The sequence below is a fragment of the Pseudomonas fragi genome (genome assembly GCF_002269505.1).
Classification (GTDB): Bacteria; Pseudomonadota; Gammaproteobacteria; order Pseudomonadales; family Pseudomonadaceae; genus Aquipseudomonas; species Aquipseudomonas fragi_D.
Window position 1 is genome coordinate 1 of the sequence record NZ_NQKQ01000022.1, and the last position, 14,826, is coordinate 14,826.

Genomic DNA, 14,826 nt, shown 5'->3' on the forward strand with positions numbered 1-14,826 from the left:
TTGGTGGAGCTAAACGGGATCGAACCGTTGACCTCTTGCATGCCATGCAAGCGCTCTCCCAGCTGAGCTATAGCCCCAAACTTTCAGTATTGGGTGTTGCTGTGTTGCGTTCTGCTTGTTTCGTGTTGCTGTGTTGACGGGGCGCATATTAAGACTGGTTGGGTAGGCTGTCAAACTTATTTTTAAACTTTTTTAAAAAAATTTGCCGTGAGAACAACCACTTACCCTTCCCGCCCCGTAAATACGGGGCAAAACCCACAAAACCTGTAGTCGCTGCCAAAGGCTGTGAAGGGTTGCGAAGCAACCCGTTTTCCTGGAAACGCCACAGAACCCCTCGCAGCCTGCGCCAGCGACTACAAATAAAAGCTGTTAATTCATCGCGTTAAACAGCTTTTCCCACTCTTTGTTTTCTTTCTTGGACACGCCGCCCAGCAGGTCCAGCGCCTGACGCAGACGGAAACGGGTCAGGTCCGGCCCCAGGATCTCCATCGCGTCCAGCACGGACACAGAGCTGGCCTGCCCCGTGATCGAGGCGAACATCAGCGGCATGGCATCACGCAGCTTCAGCTCCAGGCTTTCAACCACGGCCTGAATGCAGCCGGTGATGGCGTCTTTTTCCCACTGACGCAGACTCTCAAGCTTCCACAGGATCAACTGCATCAGTTGACGCACTTGCTCGTTGGACAGTTTCTTGTGCTCAAACAGCTTGGCATCCAGCTGCAAGCCGCCCGAGAAGAAGAACCCGGCCAGGGGTGCGATCTGGCTGAAGGTCTCGACGCGGCCCTGTACCAGCGGCGCGATCTTCATCATGTACTCGGGGTTCAACGCCCACTGCTGCACACGGCTGGCAAACTCGTCCAGCGGCAGGTCACGCAGCCACTGACCGTTGAGCCAGGACAGCTTCTCAACGTCGAAAATCGGCCCGCCCAGGGACACCCGGCTCAGATCGAAGTTGTCGACCATTTCCTGCAGCGAGAACTTCTCGCGCTCGTCGGGCATCGACCAGCCCATGCGGCCCAGGTAGTTGAGCATCGCTTCAGGCATAAAGCCCATGCGCTCGTAGAACGTCACCGAGGTCGGGTTCTTGCGCTTGGACAGCTTGCTCTTGTCCGGGTTGCGCAACAGCGGCATGTAGCACAACTGCGGTTGTTCCCAGCCGAAGTACTCGTACAGCAGGATCAGCTTGGGTGCCGATGGCAGCCACTCTTCGCCACGCAGTACGTGGGTGATGCCCATCAGGTGATCATCGACCACGTTGGCCAGGAAGTAGGTTGGCAGGCCGTCGGTTTTCATCAGGACTTGCATGTCCATGCGGTCCCACGGGATTTCAACGTCGCCGCGCAGCAGGTCCGGCACTACGCATACGCCTTCGGTCGGCACTTTCATGCGGATCACGTGAGGCTCGCCAGCGGCCAGGCGCCGGTCAACTTCTTCCTTGGACAACAACAGCGCACGACCGTCGTAGCGCGGGGTCTCGCCCTTGGCCATTTGCTCGGCGCGCATCTGGTCCAGTTCTTCGCTCGTGCAGAAGCACGGGAAGGCGTGGCCCATATCGACCAGTTGCTGGGTGTATTTCTTGTAGATCTCGCTGCGTTCGCTTTGACGGTACGGGCCGTGCGGGCCGCCAACGTCCGGGCCTTCGCTCCAGGTGATACCCAGCCAGCGCAGGGCATCGTAGATCTGCTGCTCGGACTCGCGGGTCGAACGCAGTTGATCGGTATCTTCGATGCGCAGGATAAATTCGCCGCCATGCTGCTTGGCAAAGCAGTAGTTGAACAAAGCGATGTAAGCGGTGCCGACGTGGGGGTCGCCGGTAGGCGATGGCGCAATGCGCGTGCGAACGGTGGTCATGGGCGGTCTCGAAGTGAAGATAAAACAAAGGGCGAATGGTAACAGGCCGACCCGGCTTGGCTCCAGCACAGGACTCGACCCACCCGCCGCACGGCCGAAAAAAGCCTTGATAGAGAGTTTGTATCGAATTGATACAGGGAAAAGCGTCCGATACCGGTGTTAATCTCGGCTCATTCCCGACATCCCCTGGCTGGAGAGACCCATGTCCCACGTTGTGCTGGTGCTGGTAGAGAGCGTTAATGATTATCTGCACATGCTGGAAAACCAGGGCTACGAGCTGATCCTAGCGCCCACCCCCGCCAGCCGCGCCGAAGCCATAGCCCTGCACGGCGCCCGTATCGACGCCGTGCTGACCCGCGGCCCGCTGGGCCTGCATGCCGATGAAATGGCCGCCCTGCCTCTGCTCAGAATCATCTGCGTGATCGGCGCCGGCTTCGAACAGGTCGATCTGCAAGCCGCGAGCAACCTGGGTATTACCGTTACGTTCGGGGCCGGCGCCAATGCCTCGTCAGTGGCCGACCATGCCATGGCGCTGCTGCTGTCCGTGGTCCGCGGCATCCCCCAGGCCGACGCCAGCATCCGTCGCAACGAGTGGACCAAGGTGCGCCAGCCATCGCTGTCGGGCAAACGCATGGGCATTATCGGCCTCGGCGCCATCGGCGCTGCCATCGCCAAACGTGCGGCCCACGGCTTTGACATGAGCATCAGCTACCACAGCCGTCAGCCGCACCCCGACTCGCCCTACACCTACTGTGCCAGCGTGCCTGAACTGGCCGCTGCGGTGGATTTCCTGATGATCGCCACCCCCGGTGGCAGCGCCACTCATCATCTGGTCAACGCCCGCGTGCTGGACGCCCTGGGCACCGAGGGCTACCTGATCAATATCGCCCGCGGCAGCGTGGTCGATACCCAGGCGCTGATCAGCGCCCTGACCGCCGGCACAATCGCCGGTGCCGGGCTCGATGTGTTTGAAGATGAACCCCGCGTGCCGGACCCGCTGAAAACCCTGGGCAACGTGGTCATGACCCCGCACGTGGCCGGCCAGTCACCCGATGCGGTGGAAGCCACGGTGCAACTGGTTGTCGATAACCTGCAGGCGTTTTTTGCCGGCAAGCCCGTACTCACCCCGGTGCCATTGCCCCAGCCTGCCTGACCCGGAGCCTGCGCTTGAAATTTCGCCTGCCAACAACCGCCACTGCGCCCTTCTGCCCCTCCGAAGTCAGTGGCAGCGTGCCCGTCGACGCCAGCGCGCCGTTTTTCAAGCGCGTGCTGCGCTTTGCCGGGCCCGGCCTGCTGATCAGCATCGGTTACATGGACCCCGGCAACTGGGCTACCGCCATCGAAGCCGGCTCACGTTACGGCTACAACCTGCTGTTTGTGGTGCTGCTCGCCAGCCTCGCGGGCATGGCCGTGCAATGCCTGTGTTCGCGCCTGGGCATCGCCACCGGCCGCGATCTGGCGCAACTGTGCCGCGAGCGCTACAGCAAGCGCTCGGCGCGGGTGCAATGGCTGCTGGCGGAAATCTCGATTATCGCCACCGACCTGGCCGAAGTGCTCGGCTGCGCGCTGGCGTTCCATCTGTTGCTGGGCTGCTCGCTGACCACCGGCATCGCCCTCACCGCCTTCGACACCTTGCTGGTGCTGGCCTTGCAAGGGCGTGGATTCCGCCGGCTTGAAGCCATCATGCTGGCGCTGGTAATGACCATCGTCGGGTGTTTTTTCGTCGAACTGGTACTGATTAAGCCGTATTGGCCGGATGTGTTCGACGGCTTTAAACCGTCACTGTCGGCCATCAGCGACGCGGCCCCGCTGTACATCGCCATCGGCATCATTGGCGCTACCGTGATGCCGCACAACCTGTACCTGCACAGTTCCATCGTGCAGACCCGCCTGACCGGCAGCGACTACGCCAGCAAACTGGATGCCGTACGCCTGTCGCGCATCGACACCATCGGCTCGCTGGCCCTGGCCTTGCTGGTCAACGCCGCCATTCTGATCCTCGCTGCGGCCGCCTTTCACCAGACCGGCAACAGCGACGTGGTCGAAATTCAGGACGCCTACCGCATGCTCGACCCGCTGGTGGGCGGCGCCATGGCCAGCATCCTGTTCGGCGTGGCGTTGCTCGCCTCGGGGCAAAGCTCGACGTTCACCGGCACTATTGCCGGGCAGGTGATCATGGAAGGCTATCTGGACCTGAAGATTCCCTGCTGGCAACGGCGCCTGATCACCCGCGGGCTGGCGCTGGTGCCTGCTTTCCTGGGCGTGTGGTTGATGGGCGACGATGCGGTCGGCAAACTGCTGATCCTCAGCCAGGTGGTACTCAGTCTGCAATTGCCGTTTGCCCTGTACCCGTTGATCCGCATGACCAGCGACAAAGGCCTGATGGGCCCGTTCGCCAACCGCCTGCCAACACGGCTGCTGGCGTGGTTTCTGTTTGCAGTCATCAGTTGCGCCAATGTGTGGCTGATTGCTCAGATCGGGTTCGGGGCATAACCGCCCCTGCCCCTTAAATTCAGCACCTGGGGCCTCGTTATACAAGACGACTCCTGCAATTGAGGTGCTGTTATGTCCGCCGCTGCCACCCTGGTGCAAAACCTGCGCAATCGTCTGAGCAAGCCTACGGCCTATCGCCTGTTCGATATCCGGCTCAAGCACCGCATCACCTTGAGCCCGTCACTGACGCGTTTTGTGTTCAGCGGCAACGATGTGGCGCTGATGCGCACCCTGGCACCCGATCAACGGGTCAAGCTGCTATTCCCCAGCGCCAATGGCGCCGCCGCCAACCTGCCCAAACAGGGCGACTGGCGGGCGCCCCTGCGTGACATGAGCCCGGAGCTGGTGCCGCCCATGCGCTCCTACACCATTCGCAACCTGCGGGTGGATGCCGGTGAGCTGGACATTGACTTTGTCCTGCACGGTGTCACCGGCCCCGCTACACGCTGGGCCAGCCAGGCTAAGGCGGGTGATCGCCTGCAGATCGCGGCGCCCAATGCCGCTTATGCCGACGACCCCGGCGGCTATGAATGGCAGCCACCGCAGGGTATGCGCAACGTGTTGCTGATCGGCGACGAAACCGCCCTGCCGGCCATTGCCGGGATTCTTGAAGAACTTGCCCTGCATCCCGATACCCCCCAGGTACAAGCCTTTATCGAAGTTCCCGAAGAGGCAGACTGCCAGCCCTTGCTCTGTGGCCCGAACACCAAGGTGCACTGGCTGCCCCGCGCCAGCCTGGGCAAACAGCACGGCGCCGGTATGCTCCTGGCCGCCCGTGAACTGGCCAGCCTGCCGCCAAGACGCATGCAGGCCCGGGCCTGCGCCGACCTGCAAGAACTGGATCTGGACAATCAGCGCCTGTGGGACCGGGCCAGTGCCAAGCACAACGAGTTTTATGCCTGGGTGGCCGGGGAATCGATGGCAGTGATGGCGATCAGAAGGTTTTTCGTCCATGAGTGCGGCATGGACCGCAAGGGCCTGACCTTGATGGGGTACTGGAAACTGGGGCGGTCGCTGGGCTAATACTGCTGGTAGTCGCTGACGAGGAACGAAGGCTGCGAGCTTTTTTTATTCAAATCGCTGCAAGCTCAAAGGCTCGCAGCCGTCGTGCCTCGGCAGCGACTACCCACAGCAGCTTGAAACATTTTTTTACAAGTCAGGCTTCGGGTTTTCAACATCTCATCCGTCCTACATGGATAAGCAGTCGCTTCTCAATGGCGATTACACACCCGCCCTGCCGCGAGTTTGCCGTTTCCCATGTCCAAAAAGTCCCGTTCAAAACTCTGGTTTCTGGTTCACAGCTGGTTGACCCTGCCCATCTGGTTCTTTGTGCTGATTGTCTGTGTGACCGGCACATTGGCCGTTGTCAGCCAGGAGATCGTCTGGCTGGCCACCCCCGAGGCCCGCGCCACGCAACCGTCGGATGACGCCCCGCTGCTGACTTACGAGCAGGTGCTGAGCGCCATTCACAAGGCCGAACCGGCGCTGGCCGTGCAGTCCATCAGCCGCCCCGACGAGTCGCACTTTGCCCTGGTGGCCAGCGTGGTGTACCCGGACGGCCGCTCGCCATCGTTGTATATCAGTCCCTATACCGGGGTGATCCAGGGCGAAAGCCCCAGCTTTGACTTCAAGGCCTTTACCCGCGCCCTCCACGGCTGGTGGCTGGTGCCCTTTACCAACGGCTATAGCTGGGGCTGGTACCTGGTGTCGTTCCTCGGCCTGCCGTTGCTGGGCTCGTTGATTACCGGACTGGTGGTCTACAAGAAATTCTGGAAGGGCTTCTTCAAACCCAACCTGCGTTTCAAGCACGGGGCACGGATTTTCTGGGGTGACTTTCATCGCCTGTGCGGCATCTGGTCGATCTGGTTTATTGCGGTGATTTCCATCACCGGCCTGTGGTTCCTGATCCAGGCATTTATGTTCGACAATCAGATTTCCATCTCGACCGCAGGCAACCCGCCGGTTGTGGCCCGCCAGGACGTGCCGATCATGCCTGACGGCAAGCCAGCACCGCAGATCAGCCTCGATCAGGCGGTCAAGATTGCCGCCGACAATATCCCCGGGCTGGAAGCCAGCTTTGTCAGCTTGCCAAGCAATGCCTACGGGCATATCGAGGTGGGCGGCCCGGGCTGGTACCCGCTGTTGTTCCAGACTGCCGACATCAACCCGTACAACGGCGCAATCGAAGGCTCGCGGATGATCGCCGACCGCTCCGGGCTGGAGCTGGTAACCGAGTCCATGCGCCCGCTGCACACCGGCGATTTTGGCGGGTTGTGGGTCAAGCTGATCTGGTTCTTCTTCGGCCTGATTCTCAGCATGATGGTGTTGAGCGGCCTGTTGATTTGGACCAAACGTACGGCCCTGGCCACCGCCAATGCCCTCAAGCGCAGCGAAAAACCCCGGCGGGCAGTCGCCGTCACGGCGCATAGCCAGCAGCCCGAAGAGGCCAATGTATGAGCAAGGCAGTGGCTGCACAGCCCACGTCCACCCTGAGCCGGCTGTGGCACAAATGGCGCTTTCACATCAATATCCTGCTGTTGCTGGTGCCGCTGGGCTTTATGCCCAAGTACTTTGCCGACGCTTCCCTGTTTCGCGGCGACAGCGGCCTGGGCGAGCGCGACATCGGCACCGTGCAGGTTGGCCCCTGGAGCCTGCAACTGGCCGAGTTGCGCAATGAAGCCCCGCGCCCCGATGGCCCGGCAGGTTATATGAAGAGTTTTAACGCGGCCCTGTGTGACACCTGCATCGATCAGGTCAAGGCCGCCTACCTGCGTATCGGCAAGCCGCGCAGCCTGCGCGCCGCCGGGGTGATTTTCTTCGGCACGCCCTACCGCATGGGCGCCACCCTGCCCATCCCGGAACGCACCAAGGCCGACGCCGAGCTGTGGATCACCCTCGAAGGGTGGGACGGTTCCATGCACCAGGCCGCCATTCCCCTGAGCCAGGCCTCACCGGCAACCATCGCCTGGCTGGCCCAACGAGGAGCCAAATAATGCACCCGCGCCTGTTTAAAACACCTGCCCTGGCAGCGGCCCTGATCGCCTTGATCGGCGTTTGCAGCCAGGCACAGGCCCACAACCCGATGTGCGAATGCAAGGCCATTGAAGACGGACAAATCCGCTGCACCGGCGGGTTTTCCGATGGCAGTGGCGCACCGGGGGTAACCCTGGACGTGATCGGCTACGACGAAACCATCCTGGTCCCCGGCAAGCTGGGGGCCGATTCGACCCTGACCTTCAAGCGCCCGGATTCCGAGTTTTATGTGCTCTTCGACGCAGGCCCCGGGCATATCGTTGAAATCGACCAAGCCGATATCGAGGCCCCATGAGTACTCAAGTCGTACGCCCGGCCGGGGCGGGGCATGAAACCCTTTATGTGCTGCTGTTGTGCCTGCTGATTGTGACCGTAGCCGGCTCGGTGGTGGCCTGGCGACATGAGTCTGCCGAGGTGACGTCGGTGGCGGCCCATCAACTGGATGCGCGCCGCGACCTGAATGCCGCCGAACAAGGCATCTACGCCGACCTGCGGGTCACCCTGGACGAAATTCTGCTGCTGCGCGAAGAGTCCGGCAACCTGCCCCGACCCGCGCAGCTGGCCGAAGACGGCTTCGCGCCCTTTGCCCACGACGCCAGTTCGGTCAGCCGTGGCAATCACGCCTGGCAGTTGCTCGGCGAGCAGGCCTACCTGGGCCTGAGCCCCAACCCTGATGTGGCCGGTTCGTTTCTGCTGCGCATTGGCGATCAACCGGACGTGTGGCTTAACCGCAATCCCGGCGCCAGCGTCCCTGCCGACCTTGACGATGCCGCTCTCAACCAGAGTGGCTGGCAACAAGTGGTCGCGCAATTCGATGCCGGTGTGACCCGTCAGCACCGCCACTGAACCCACCGTTTGCCCTGAGAGAAGACTGCTCGCCATGTCGATTTCATCTGTATTGCGCCGCCGCACCCTGTTGCTGGCCAGCCTGTTCGCCCTTTGCCTGTCTCCCCTGGTCAGCGCCGACAGCGCGCCCGCGCCCCTGGCCAAACCGCTGCGTATCGGCATCACCCTGCACCCTTACTACAGCTATGTAAAAAACATCGTGGGTGACAGGGCTGAAGTGGTGCCGCTGATTCCGGCCGGGTTCAACCCGCACGCCTACGAGCCCCGCGCTGAAGACATCAAGCGCATCGGCACCCTGGATGTGATCGTGCTCAATGGCGTGGGCCATGATGACTTCGCCGACCGCATGATCGAGGCCAGCGAAAAACCGCAGATCCCGGTGATCGAAGCCAACCAGAACGTACCCTTGCTGGCAGCCACGGGTAACGCGGCACGGGGTGCGGGCAAGGTGGTCAACCCGCATACCTTTCTGTCGATCAGCGCCTCGATTGCCCAGGTCAACAACATAGCCCGCGAACTGGGCAAGCTCGACCCGGCCAACGCCAAGGCTTACACCGCCAATGCCCGCGCTTACGGCAAACGCCTACGCCAGATGCGCGCCGATGCCCTGGCCAAACTCACCCAGGCACCCAACGCCGACCTGCGCGTCGCCACGGTGCACGCGGCTTACGACTATCTGCTGCGCGAGTTTGGCCTGGAAGTGACGGCTGTGGTCGAACCTGCCCACGGCATCGAGCCCAGCCCCAGCCAACTGAAAAAAACCATCGATCAACTGCGCGAGCTGGACGTGAAGGTGATCTTCTCCGAGATGGATTTCCCGTCCACTTACGTCGACACCATCCAGCGTGAGTCCGGGGTCAAGTTGTACCCGTTGTCGCACATTTCCTACGGTGACTACAGCGCCGACAAGTACGAAAAAGAAATGACCGGCAACCTCAATACCGTGGTTCGGGCAATCCAGGAGGCCGGAGCATGACCGCCGTCGAACGCCTGTCCGTTACGGCTTGCGGGCCGGGCGTCGAATTTGACCAGGTGTCGTTGACGCTGGGGCGCACGCCCATTCTCGATCACGTCAGCTTCAGCATCCGCCCCGGCAGCGTGCATGCACTGGTGGGGCCCAATGGCGGCGGCAAAAGCTCGCTGATCAAGACACTGCTGGGGCAAATGCCCCATCAGGGCCGCCTGTGCTTGAACTGGCCCGGTGAGCCGGGGTTGATCGGTTATGTACCCCAGGCGCTGGAGTTCGACCGCGGCTTGCCGATGACCGTCGATGATTTTATGGCCGCCATGTGCCAGCGCCGCCCGGCCTTTATGGGGTTGTCGCGCAAGGTTGCCCCGGCCATCGGCGAAGCGCTGGAACGGGTGGGCATGCAGGACAAACGCAAGCGGCGCATGGGCGCGCTGTCCGGCGGTGAACGCCAGCGGGTACTGCTGGCCCAGGGGCTGATTCCTGCACCGCAGTTGCTGGTGCTGGATGAACCCATGTCGGCCCTGGACGAAGCCGGTGCCCAGGTGTTTGAGCGGCTGCTGAAGGACTGGCGTCAGGCCGGGGTCACGGTGGTGTGGATCGAACACGACCTGGCCGCCGTCAAGCGCCTGGCCGAACGTGTCACCGGGCTCAACCGCCAGGTGCTGTTTGACGGGCCGCCGGAGCAAACCCTGAGCCCGGAACGCTTGCTCACGCTGTTTTCGACCCATCCCAAGGCTCACGGGAGCGCCCTTTCATGAGTTACGAAGCCTTCCGCTTGCTAGTCCAGGGCTGGGCGTCTGCCGGTTATCTACCAGAAGTACTGGCGTATGGCTTTGTGGTCAACGCCCTGCTCGCAGGCTTGCTGATCGGCCCCGTGCTGGGCGGCCTGGGCACCCTGGTGGTGGTCAAGCGTTTCGCCTTTTTCTCCGAAGCCGTGGGCCATGCCGCACTGACCGGCGTGGCCATCGGCATCCTGCTCGGCGAACCCTACACCGGCCCCTATGGCAGCCTGTTCGGCTACTGCCTGCTGTTCGGCATCTCGCTCAATTACCTGCGCAACCGCACAGGCCTGGCACCGGATACGCTGATCGGCGTGTTCCTGTCGGTGTCATTGGCCCTGGGTGCCAGCCTGCTGCTGATTCTGGCGGGCAAGATCAACGTGCATATCCTTGAGAACGTGCTGTTTGGTTCGGTACTGACGGTCAACGGCAACGACCTGCTGGTACTGGCTGTGGTCGGCGCGCTGGTGCTGGGGCTGAGCCTGCCGCTGTACAACCGCATAATGCTGGCCAGCTTCAACCCGCAACTGGCTGCGGTACGCGGAGTGGCAGTGAAGGCACTGGACTACTTGTTCGTGATTCTGGTGACGCTGATCACCGTAGCCGCCGTTAAAGTTATCGGCGCGATTCTGGTCGGCGCCCTGCTTGTGATTCCTGCGGCGGCGGCACGATTGCTCAGCCAGTCGCTGAAGGGGTTTTTCTGGATCTCGGTGCTGATCGCCACCGTCAGCACCCTGTGCGGCATCCTGCTGCCCATCGTGTTTGACCTGCCGATCCCGTCCGGTGCCGCGATCATTCTGATGGCCGGCATCGCCTTCGCCCTCGCCGCCATCGCCCGGGGTGTGGTGCCCAGCCTAAAAGGGAATATTGGATAAATGTTCACTCTGCGCAAACTGACCCTCGCCCTGGCCCTCACCGGCCTGTTGAGCACCCCGGTGCTGGCCGAAACCACCGTACTGGCCAGCCTGCCGATTACCTTTGGGTTGAGCGAACTGCTGCTCAAGGACAGCGGCGTAAAACTGCAACGGGCAGCACCGGCCAACCTGCCGGGCAGCCGCCAGAGTGCCTATTTCAGCAGCCGTGGTGCCCCGGCCCTGCACACCCTGGCCACAGAAGCCGATGCGGTGATCGGCCTGCGCTCGGTGTGGAGCGACGATCCGCTGTACCCGATGGCACGGCGCAGCAATATCCGCATTGTTGAAATCGACGCGGCGCGGCCGGTGGACGGCAGCCTGCCGGGCATTGCCGTGCAGCCGGGTGTGCATGTCGATGGGCTGAATAGCCAGCCGTGGCTGACCAGCAACAATATGGGGCGCATGGCGGATGTGATTGCAGCTGACCTGGTACGTTTGGCGCCGGATGCCAAGCCAGCCATCGAAACCAATCTGGCGAGCCTTAAACAGCGCCTGCTCAAACTCAGCGCCGACAGCGAAGCGCAGCTGGCCCAAGCGGACAACTTGAGCGTGGTCAGCCTGTCGGATCGTCTCGATTACCTGATTGGCGGGTTGAACCTGGAACGGGTCGAGGTGGATCACAAGGCGGACGAGCCCTGGACAGCCGAGTCGTTACAAGCACTGAGCCGAACCTTGAAAGAGCAGGATGTGGCGCTGGTACTGGATCACCGCGAGCCTTCAGCCGAGGTAAAAAAAGCCATTGCCGAGGGCGGCGGCAAGCTGGTGGTGATCGGTGCCGATGGCACCGATCCCGTGGCGCAGTTGCAGGGCAATATTGAGGCTGTCGTGAAAGTACTTGGCAGCTTGTAGTCGCTGCCGGAGGCTGCGAAGGGTTGCGTAGCAACCCGTTTTCTTGAAAACCCCACAACTCCCATCGCAGCCTGAGGCAGCGACTACCGGATGTTGAGCACCTGCTTGTCCGCATGATAAGACGAGCGCACCAACGGCCCCGAGGCGACGTTTTTAAATCCCATGCGCAACCCTTCTTCGGCAAACCAGGCGAAGGTGTCAGGGTGCACAAACCTCTGCACCGCCAGGTGACTGCGCGAAGGTTGCAGGTACTGGCCCAGGGTCAGCATGTCGACCTCATGCTCGCGCAGGCGCCGCATGACTTCGAGCACCTCTTCGTCCGTTTCACCCAACCCCAGCATCAACCCTGATTTGGTCGGCACATGGGGCACCCGGTGTTTGAAGTGCTGCAGCAAGTCCAGTGACCACTCGAAATCCGACCCCGGCCGCGCAGCTTTATACAGTCGAGGCACGGTTTCCAGGTTGTGGTTGAACACATCGGGGGGTTCCTGCGCAGTGATCGCCAGCGCCACATCCATGCGCCCGCGATAGTCGGGCACCAGGGTTTCCAGTTGCACACCGGGCGACAACTTGCGGATTTCACGCAGGCAGTCGACAAAGTGCTGCGCGCCACCGTCGCGCAAGTCATCACGGTCTACCGAAGTGATCACCACATACTTGAGGCCCAGGTCGGCAATGGCAATCGCCAGATTTTTCGGCTCGTCCCTGTCCAGAGGTTTGGGCCGGCCGTGCCCCACGTCGCAGAACGGGCAGCGCCGGGTGCAGATATCACCCATGATCATAAAGGTCGCAGTACCGCCAGAAAAACACTCGCCCAGGTTTGGGCAGGCGGCTTCTTCGCACACACTGTGCAGCTTGTGCTTACGCAGCAGCGCCTTGACCCGTGCCACCTCGGGCGAGGTGGCAATGGGCACGCGGATCCACTCGGGCTTGCGCGGGATTTCTTCGGTGGGCAGGATCTTCACCGGGATACGTGCCACCTTCTCGGCTCCACGCAGTTTTACCCCGGCCTGCAAGGGCTGCGGGCGGCTGGCAACAGGCAATTGTGCATTCATGGCTTGGCTCCACACGGGTATGCATTCAGGCCGAATACACCGGAAACAGTGCGCACAGTTCGCCGACCTGACGGGCAACCCGGGCCTCGATCGCCCCATCGCCCGGATGGTCAAGGATGTCGCAGATCCAGGTGGCCAGCGCGCGGCACTCGGGAATCTGCAAGCCACGGGTGGTCACCGCCGGGGTACCGATACGCAGGCCCGAGGTCACGAACGGCGACTGCGGATCATTGGGCACGGCGTTTTTGTTCACGGTGATATGGGCACGGCCCAGTGCCGCGTCGGCCTCCTTGCCGGTAATGCCCTGGCGGATCAGGCTGACCAGAAACAGATGGTTGTCGGTGCCGCCGGAAACCACGTCATAGCCGCGCTGCTTGAACACTTCGGCCATCGCCTGGGCATTCTTGATCACCTGGAACTGGTAGTCCCTGAAGCCCGGCTCCAGCGCCTCCTTGAAGCACACCGCCTTGGCTGCGATCACATGCATAAGCGGCCCGCCCTGGCCGCCGGGGAACACCGCCGAGTTGAGTTTTTTCTCCAGATCGGCGTCGGCTTTGGCCAGAATCAGACCGCCACGCGGACCGCGCAGGGTCTTGTGGGTGGTGGTGGTGACCACATCGGCGTAAGGCAGCGGGTCCGGGTACAAACCGACCGCGACCAACCCGGCGACATGGGCCATGTCCACAAACAGATACGCCCCGACCTTGTCGGCAATGGCACGAAAACGCGCAAAGTCCAGGGTCTTGGAGTAGGCCGAGAAACCGGCCACGATCATTTTTGGCCGATGCTCCAGGGCCAGGCGCTCGACCTCGTCATAGTCGATCAGGCCATTGGCATCGATGCCGTATTGCACCGCGTTGTACAGTTTGCCCGAGGAGCTGACCCTGGCACCGTGGGTCAGGTGGCCGCCGTGGGCCAGGCTCATGCCCAGAATGGTGTCGCCCGCTTGCAGCAACGCCAGGTACACCGCCGAGTTGGCCTGGGAGCCGGAGTGCGGCTGAACGTTGGCATAGCCTGCGCCGAACAGTTGTTTGGCGCGGTCGATGGCCAACTGCTCAACCACATCAACGTACTCACAGCCACCGTAATAACGCTTGCCCGGGTAGCCTTCGGCGTACTTGTTGGTCAGCTCGGTACCCTGGGCCTGCATCACTTGCGGGCTGGTGTAGTTCTCCGAGGCGATCAGCTCAATATGCTCTTCCTGACGTTGCGCCTCGCGGCTAATGGCGTCGAACAGGGCGGGGTCGAAATCGGACAGGGTCAGGCTTTTATGGAACATGGGGTTTTCCTTTTTATTAGAGATTCAAGCAATGTCTCAGAGCGCTATCAGCCGTTTTCGGCAACAAAGGCGTCATAAGCCTGCTGGTCCAGCAGATCGTTGAAAGCCGACATGTCTTCGATGCGAATGCGAAAGAACCAGCCTTCGCCCAGGGGTGAGGCATTGACCAGTGCAGGGTCATCGGCCAGAGCCTGGTTAACAGCCACCACCTCACCGGTCAGCGGCATGGTGATATTGCTGGCGGCCTTGACCGACTCCAGCACGGCCACTTCGTGACCGGCCTCGAACACCCCCAGCTCGGGCACCTGCACAAACACCACATCGCCCAGTGCCTGCTGGGCAAAGTCGGTAATACCGACGGTCAACTCGCCGGACGCTTCCAGACGCAGCCATTCGTGTTCAGGGGTAAAGCGCAGAGTGCTCATGGACTTTTCTCTTGTTATCAGTGTGTCCTGATGCAGGACGGACAGGCGTTACTGAGAAGACCAGAGCAAGGGCGATGCCAAGTTTTAAAAAACCATTAATATCAATAGTTTAAATAAAAACGAAGCCATTATGACGAAGGCAGTGGAGCGAAACTGCTCCAGCCCTGGAGAGGGTCTGGCTGGTTGATCCCACAAGGGCGGGGTCAAGGCGGGCCCGGAGCGAAATCATTCCGCTGGAGCGCAATCACACCACTCGCACCAACGCGAACTGAATGTAGCCGCTGAGGAGCGAAGCGAGGCTGCGATCGAAGACGCAGTCTTCGCAAAGCGTG

The 14,826-nt window shown here is 61.7% G+C and carries 15 protein-coding genes and 1 tRNA gene; 11 read left to right on the forward strand and 5 right to left on the reverse strand.

The window, feature by feature from the left end; all coding sequences use genetic code 11:
* Position 1: 1 nt before the first annotated feature.
* Positions 2-77: transfer RNA gene (locus tag CJU81_RS17535), tRNA-Ala, on the reverse strand.
* A gap of 292 nt (positions 78-369) precedes the next feature.
* Entirely contained in the window at positions 370-1,851 is a 1,482-nt protein-coding gene (gltX, locus tag CJU81_RS17540; RefSeq protein WP_095037641.1) for a glutamate--tRNA ligase, read from the reverse strand.
* A 202-nt stretch (positions 1,852-2,053) separates the two neighbouring features.
* Between gltX and CJU81_RS17545 the strand changes: the two genes are divergently transcribed.
* The 11 genes from CJU81_RS17545 to CJU81_RS17595 all read left to right on the forward strand — a co-directional run bounded on the left by CJU81_RS17545 (position 2,054) and on the right by CJU81_RS17595 (position 11,735).
* Complete coding sequence (locus CJU81_RS17545; protein WP_095037642.1) at positions 2,054-3,004, forward strand: 2-hydroxyacid dehydrogenase; 951 nt, start codon at positions 2,054-2,056, stop codon at positions 3,002-3,004.
* Between the two features lie 14 nt (positions 3,005-3,018).
* Entirely contained in the window at positions 3,019-4,344 is a 1,326-nt protein-coding gene (locus CJU81_RS17550; protein ID WP_095037643.1) for an Nramp family divalent metal transporter, read from the forward strand.
* Between the two features lie 72 nt (positions 4,345-4,416).
* Entirely contained in the window at positions 4,417-5,367 is a 951-nt protein-coding gene (locus CJU81_RS17555) for a siderophore-interacting protein (protein ID WP_095037644.1), read from the forward strand.
* 234 nt (positions 5,368-5,601) lie between these two features.
* Positions 5,602-6,801, forward strand: coding sequence for a PepSY-associated TM helix domain-containing protein (locus CJU81_RS17560; protein WP_095037645.1), 1,200 nt, complete (start codon positions 5,602-5,604; stop codon positions 6,799-6,801).
* Complete coding sequence (locus CJU81_RS17565; RefSeq protein ID WP_095037646.1) at positions 6,798-7,337, forward strand: thiamine pyrophosphate-binding protein; 540 nt, start codon at positions 6,798-6,800, stop codon at positions 7,335-7,337. The genes CJU81_RS17560 and CJU81_RS17565 overlap by 4 nt, the downstream gene beginning before the upstream one ends.
* A complete protein-coding gene (locus CJU81_RS17570) occupies positions 7,337-7,672 on the forward strand; it encodes a hypothetical protein (protein ID WP_095037647.1) in 336 nt (111 codons plus the stop codon). Before CJU81_RS17565 ends, CJU81_RS17570 begins: the two co-directional genes overlap by 1 nt.
* On the forward strand, positions 7,669-8,223 hold the full coding sequence (locus CJU81_RS17575) for a DUF6162 family protein (RefSeq protein WP_095037648.1): 555 nt from the start codon (positions 7,669-7,671) through the stop codon (positions 8,221-8,223). The genes CJU81_RS17570 and CJU81_RS17575 overlap by 4 nt, the downstream gene beginning before the upstream one ends.
* 34 nt (positions 8,224-8,257) lie before the next feature.
* Complete coding sequence (locus tag CJU81_RS17580) at positions 8,258-9,199, forward strand: metal ABC transporter substrate-binding protein (protein WP_095037649.1); 942 nt, start codon at positions 8,258-8,260, stop codon at positions 9,197-9,199.
* The gene (locus tag CJU81_RS17585; RefSeq protein WP_095037650.1) at positions 9,196-9,951 is read left to right on the forward strand and encodes a metal ABC transporter ATP-binding protein; all 756 of its coding nucleotides are present in this window, start codon (positions 9,196-9,198) and stop codon (positions 9,949-9,951) included. The genes CJU81_RS17580 and CJU81_RS17585 overlap by 4 nt, the downstream gene beginning before the upstream one ends.
* Positions 9,948-10,847, forward strand: a complete 900-nt coding sequence (locus tag CJU81_RS17590; protein WP_095018972.1) for a metal ABC transporter permease — start codon at positions 9,948-9,950, stop codon at positions 10,845-10,847. The genes CJU81_RS17585 and CJU81_RS17590 overlap by 4 nt, the downstream gene beginning before the upstream one ends.
* Positions 10,848-11,735: a metal ABC transporter solute-binding protein, Zn/Mn family gene (locus CJU81_RS17595; protein WP_095037651.1), complete on the forward strand. Its 888-nt coding sequence runs from the start codon at positions 10,848-10,850 to the stop codon at positions 11,733-11,735.
* Positions 11,736-11,818: 83 nt separating this feature from the next.
* Here the strand turns inward: CJU81_RS17595 and lipA are convergent, their stop codons facing one another.
* Genes lipA through gcvH form a run of 3 tightly spaced genes read right to left on the reverse strand, consistent with a single transcriptional unit; the run spans position 11,819 to position 14,494 of the window.
* A complete protein-coding gene (gene lipA, locus CJU81_RS17600) occupies positions 11,819-12,790 on the reverse strand; it encodes a lipoyl synthase (protein ID WP_095037652.1) in 972 nt (323 codons plus the stop codon).
* Between the two features lie 25 nt (positions 12,791-12,815).
* Complete coding sequence (gene glyA / locus CJU81_RS17605; RefSeq protein WP_095037653.1) at positions 12,816-14,069, reverse strand: serine hydroxymethyltransferase; 1,254 nt, start codon at positions 14,067-14,069, stop codon at positions 12,816-12,818.
* Positions 14,070-14,116: 47 nt separating this feature from the next.
* The gene (gene gcvH, locus CJU81_RS17610) at positions 14,117-14,494 is read right to left on the reverse strand and encodes a glycine cleavage system protein GcvH (RefSeq protein ID WP_095037654.1); all 378 of its coding nucleotides are present in this window, start codon (positions 14,492-14,494) and stop codon (positions 14,117-14,119) included.
* Positions 14,495-14,826 lie beyond the last annotated feature (332 nt).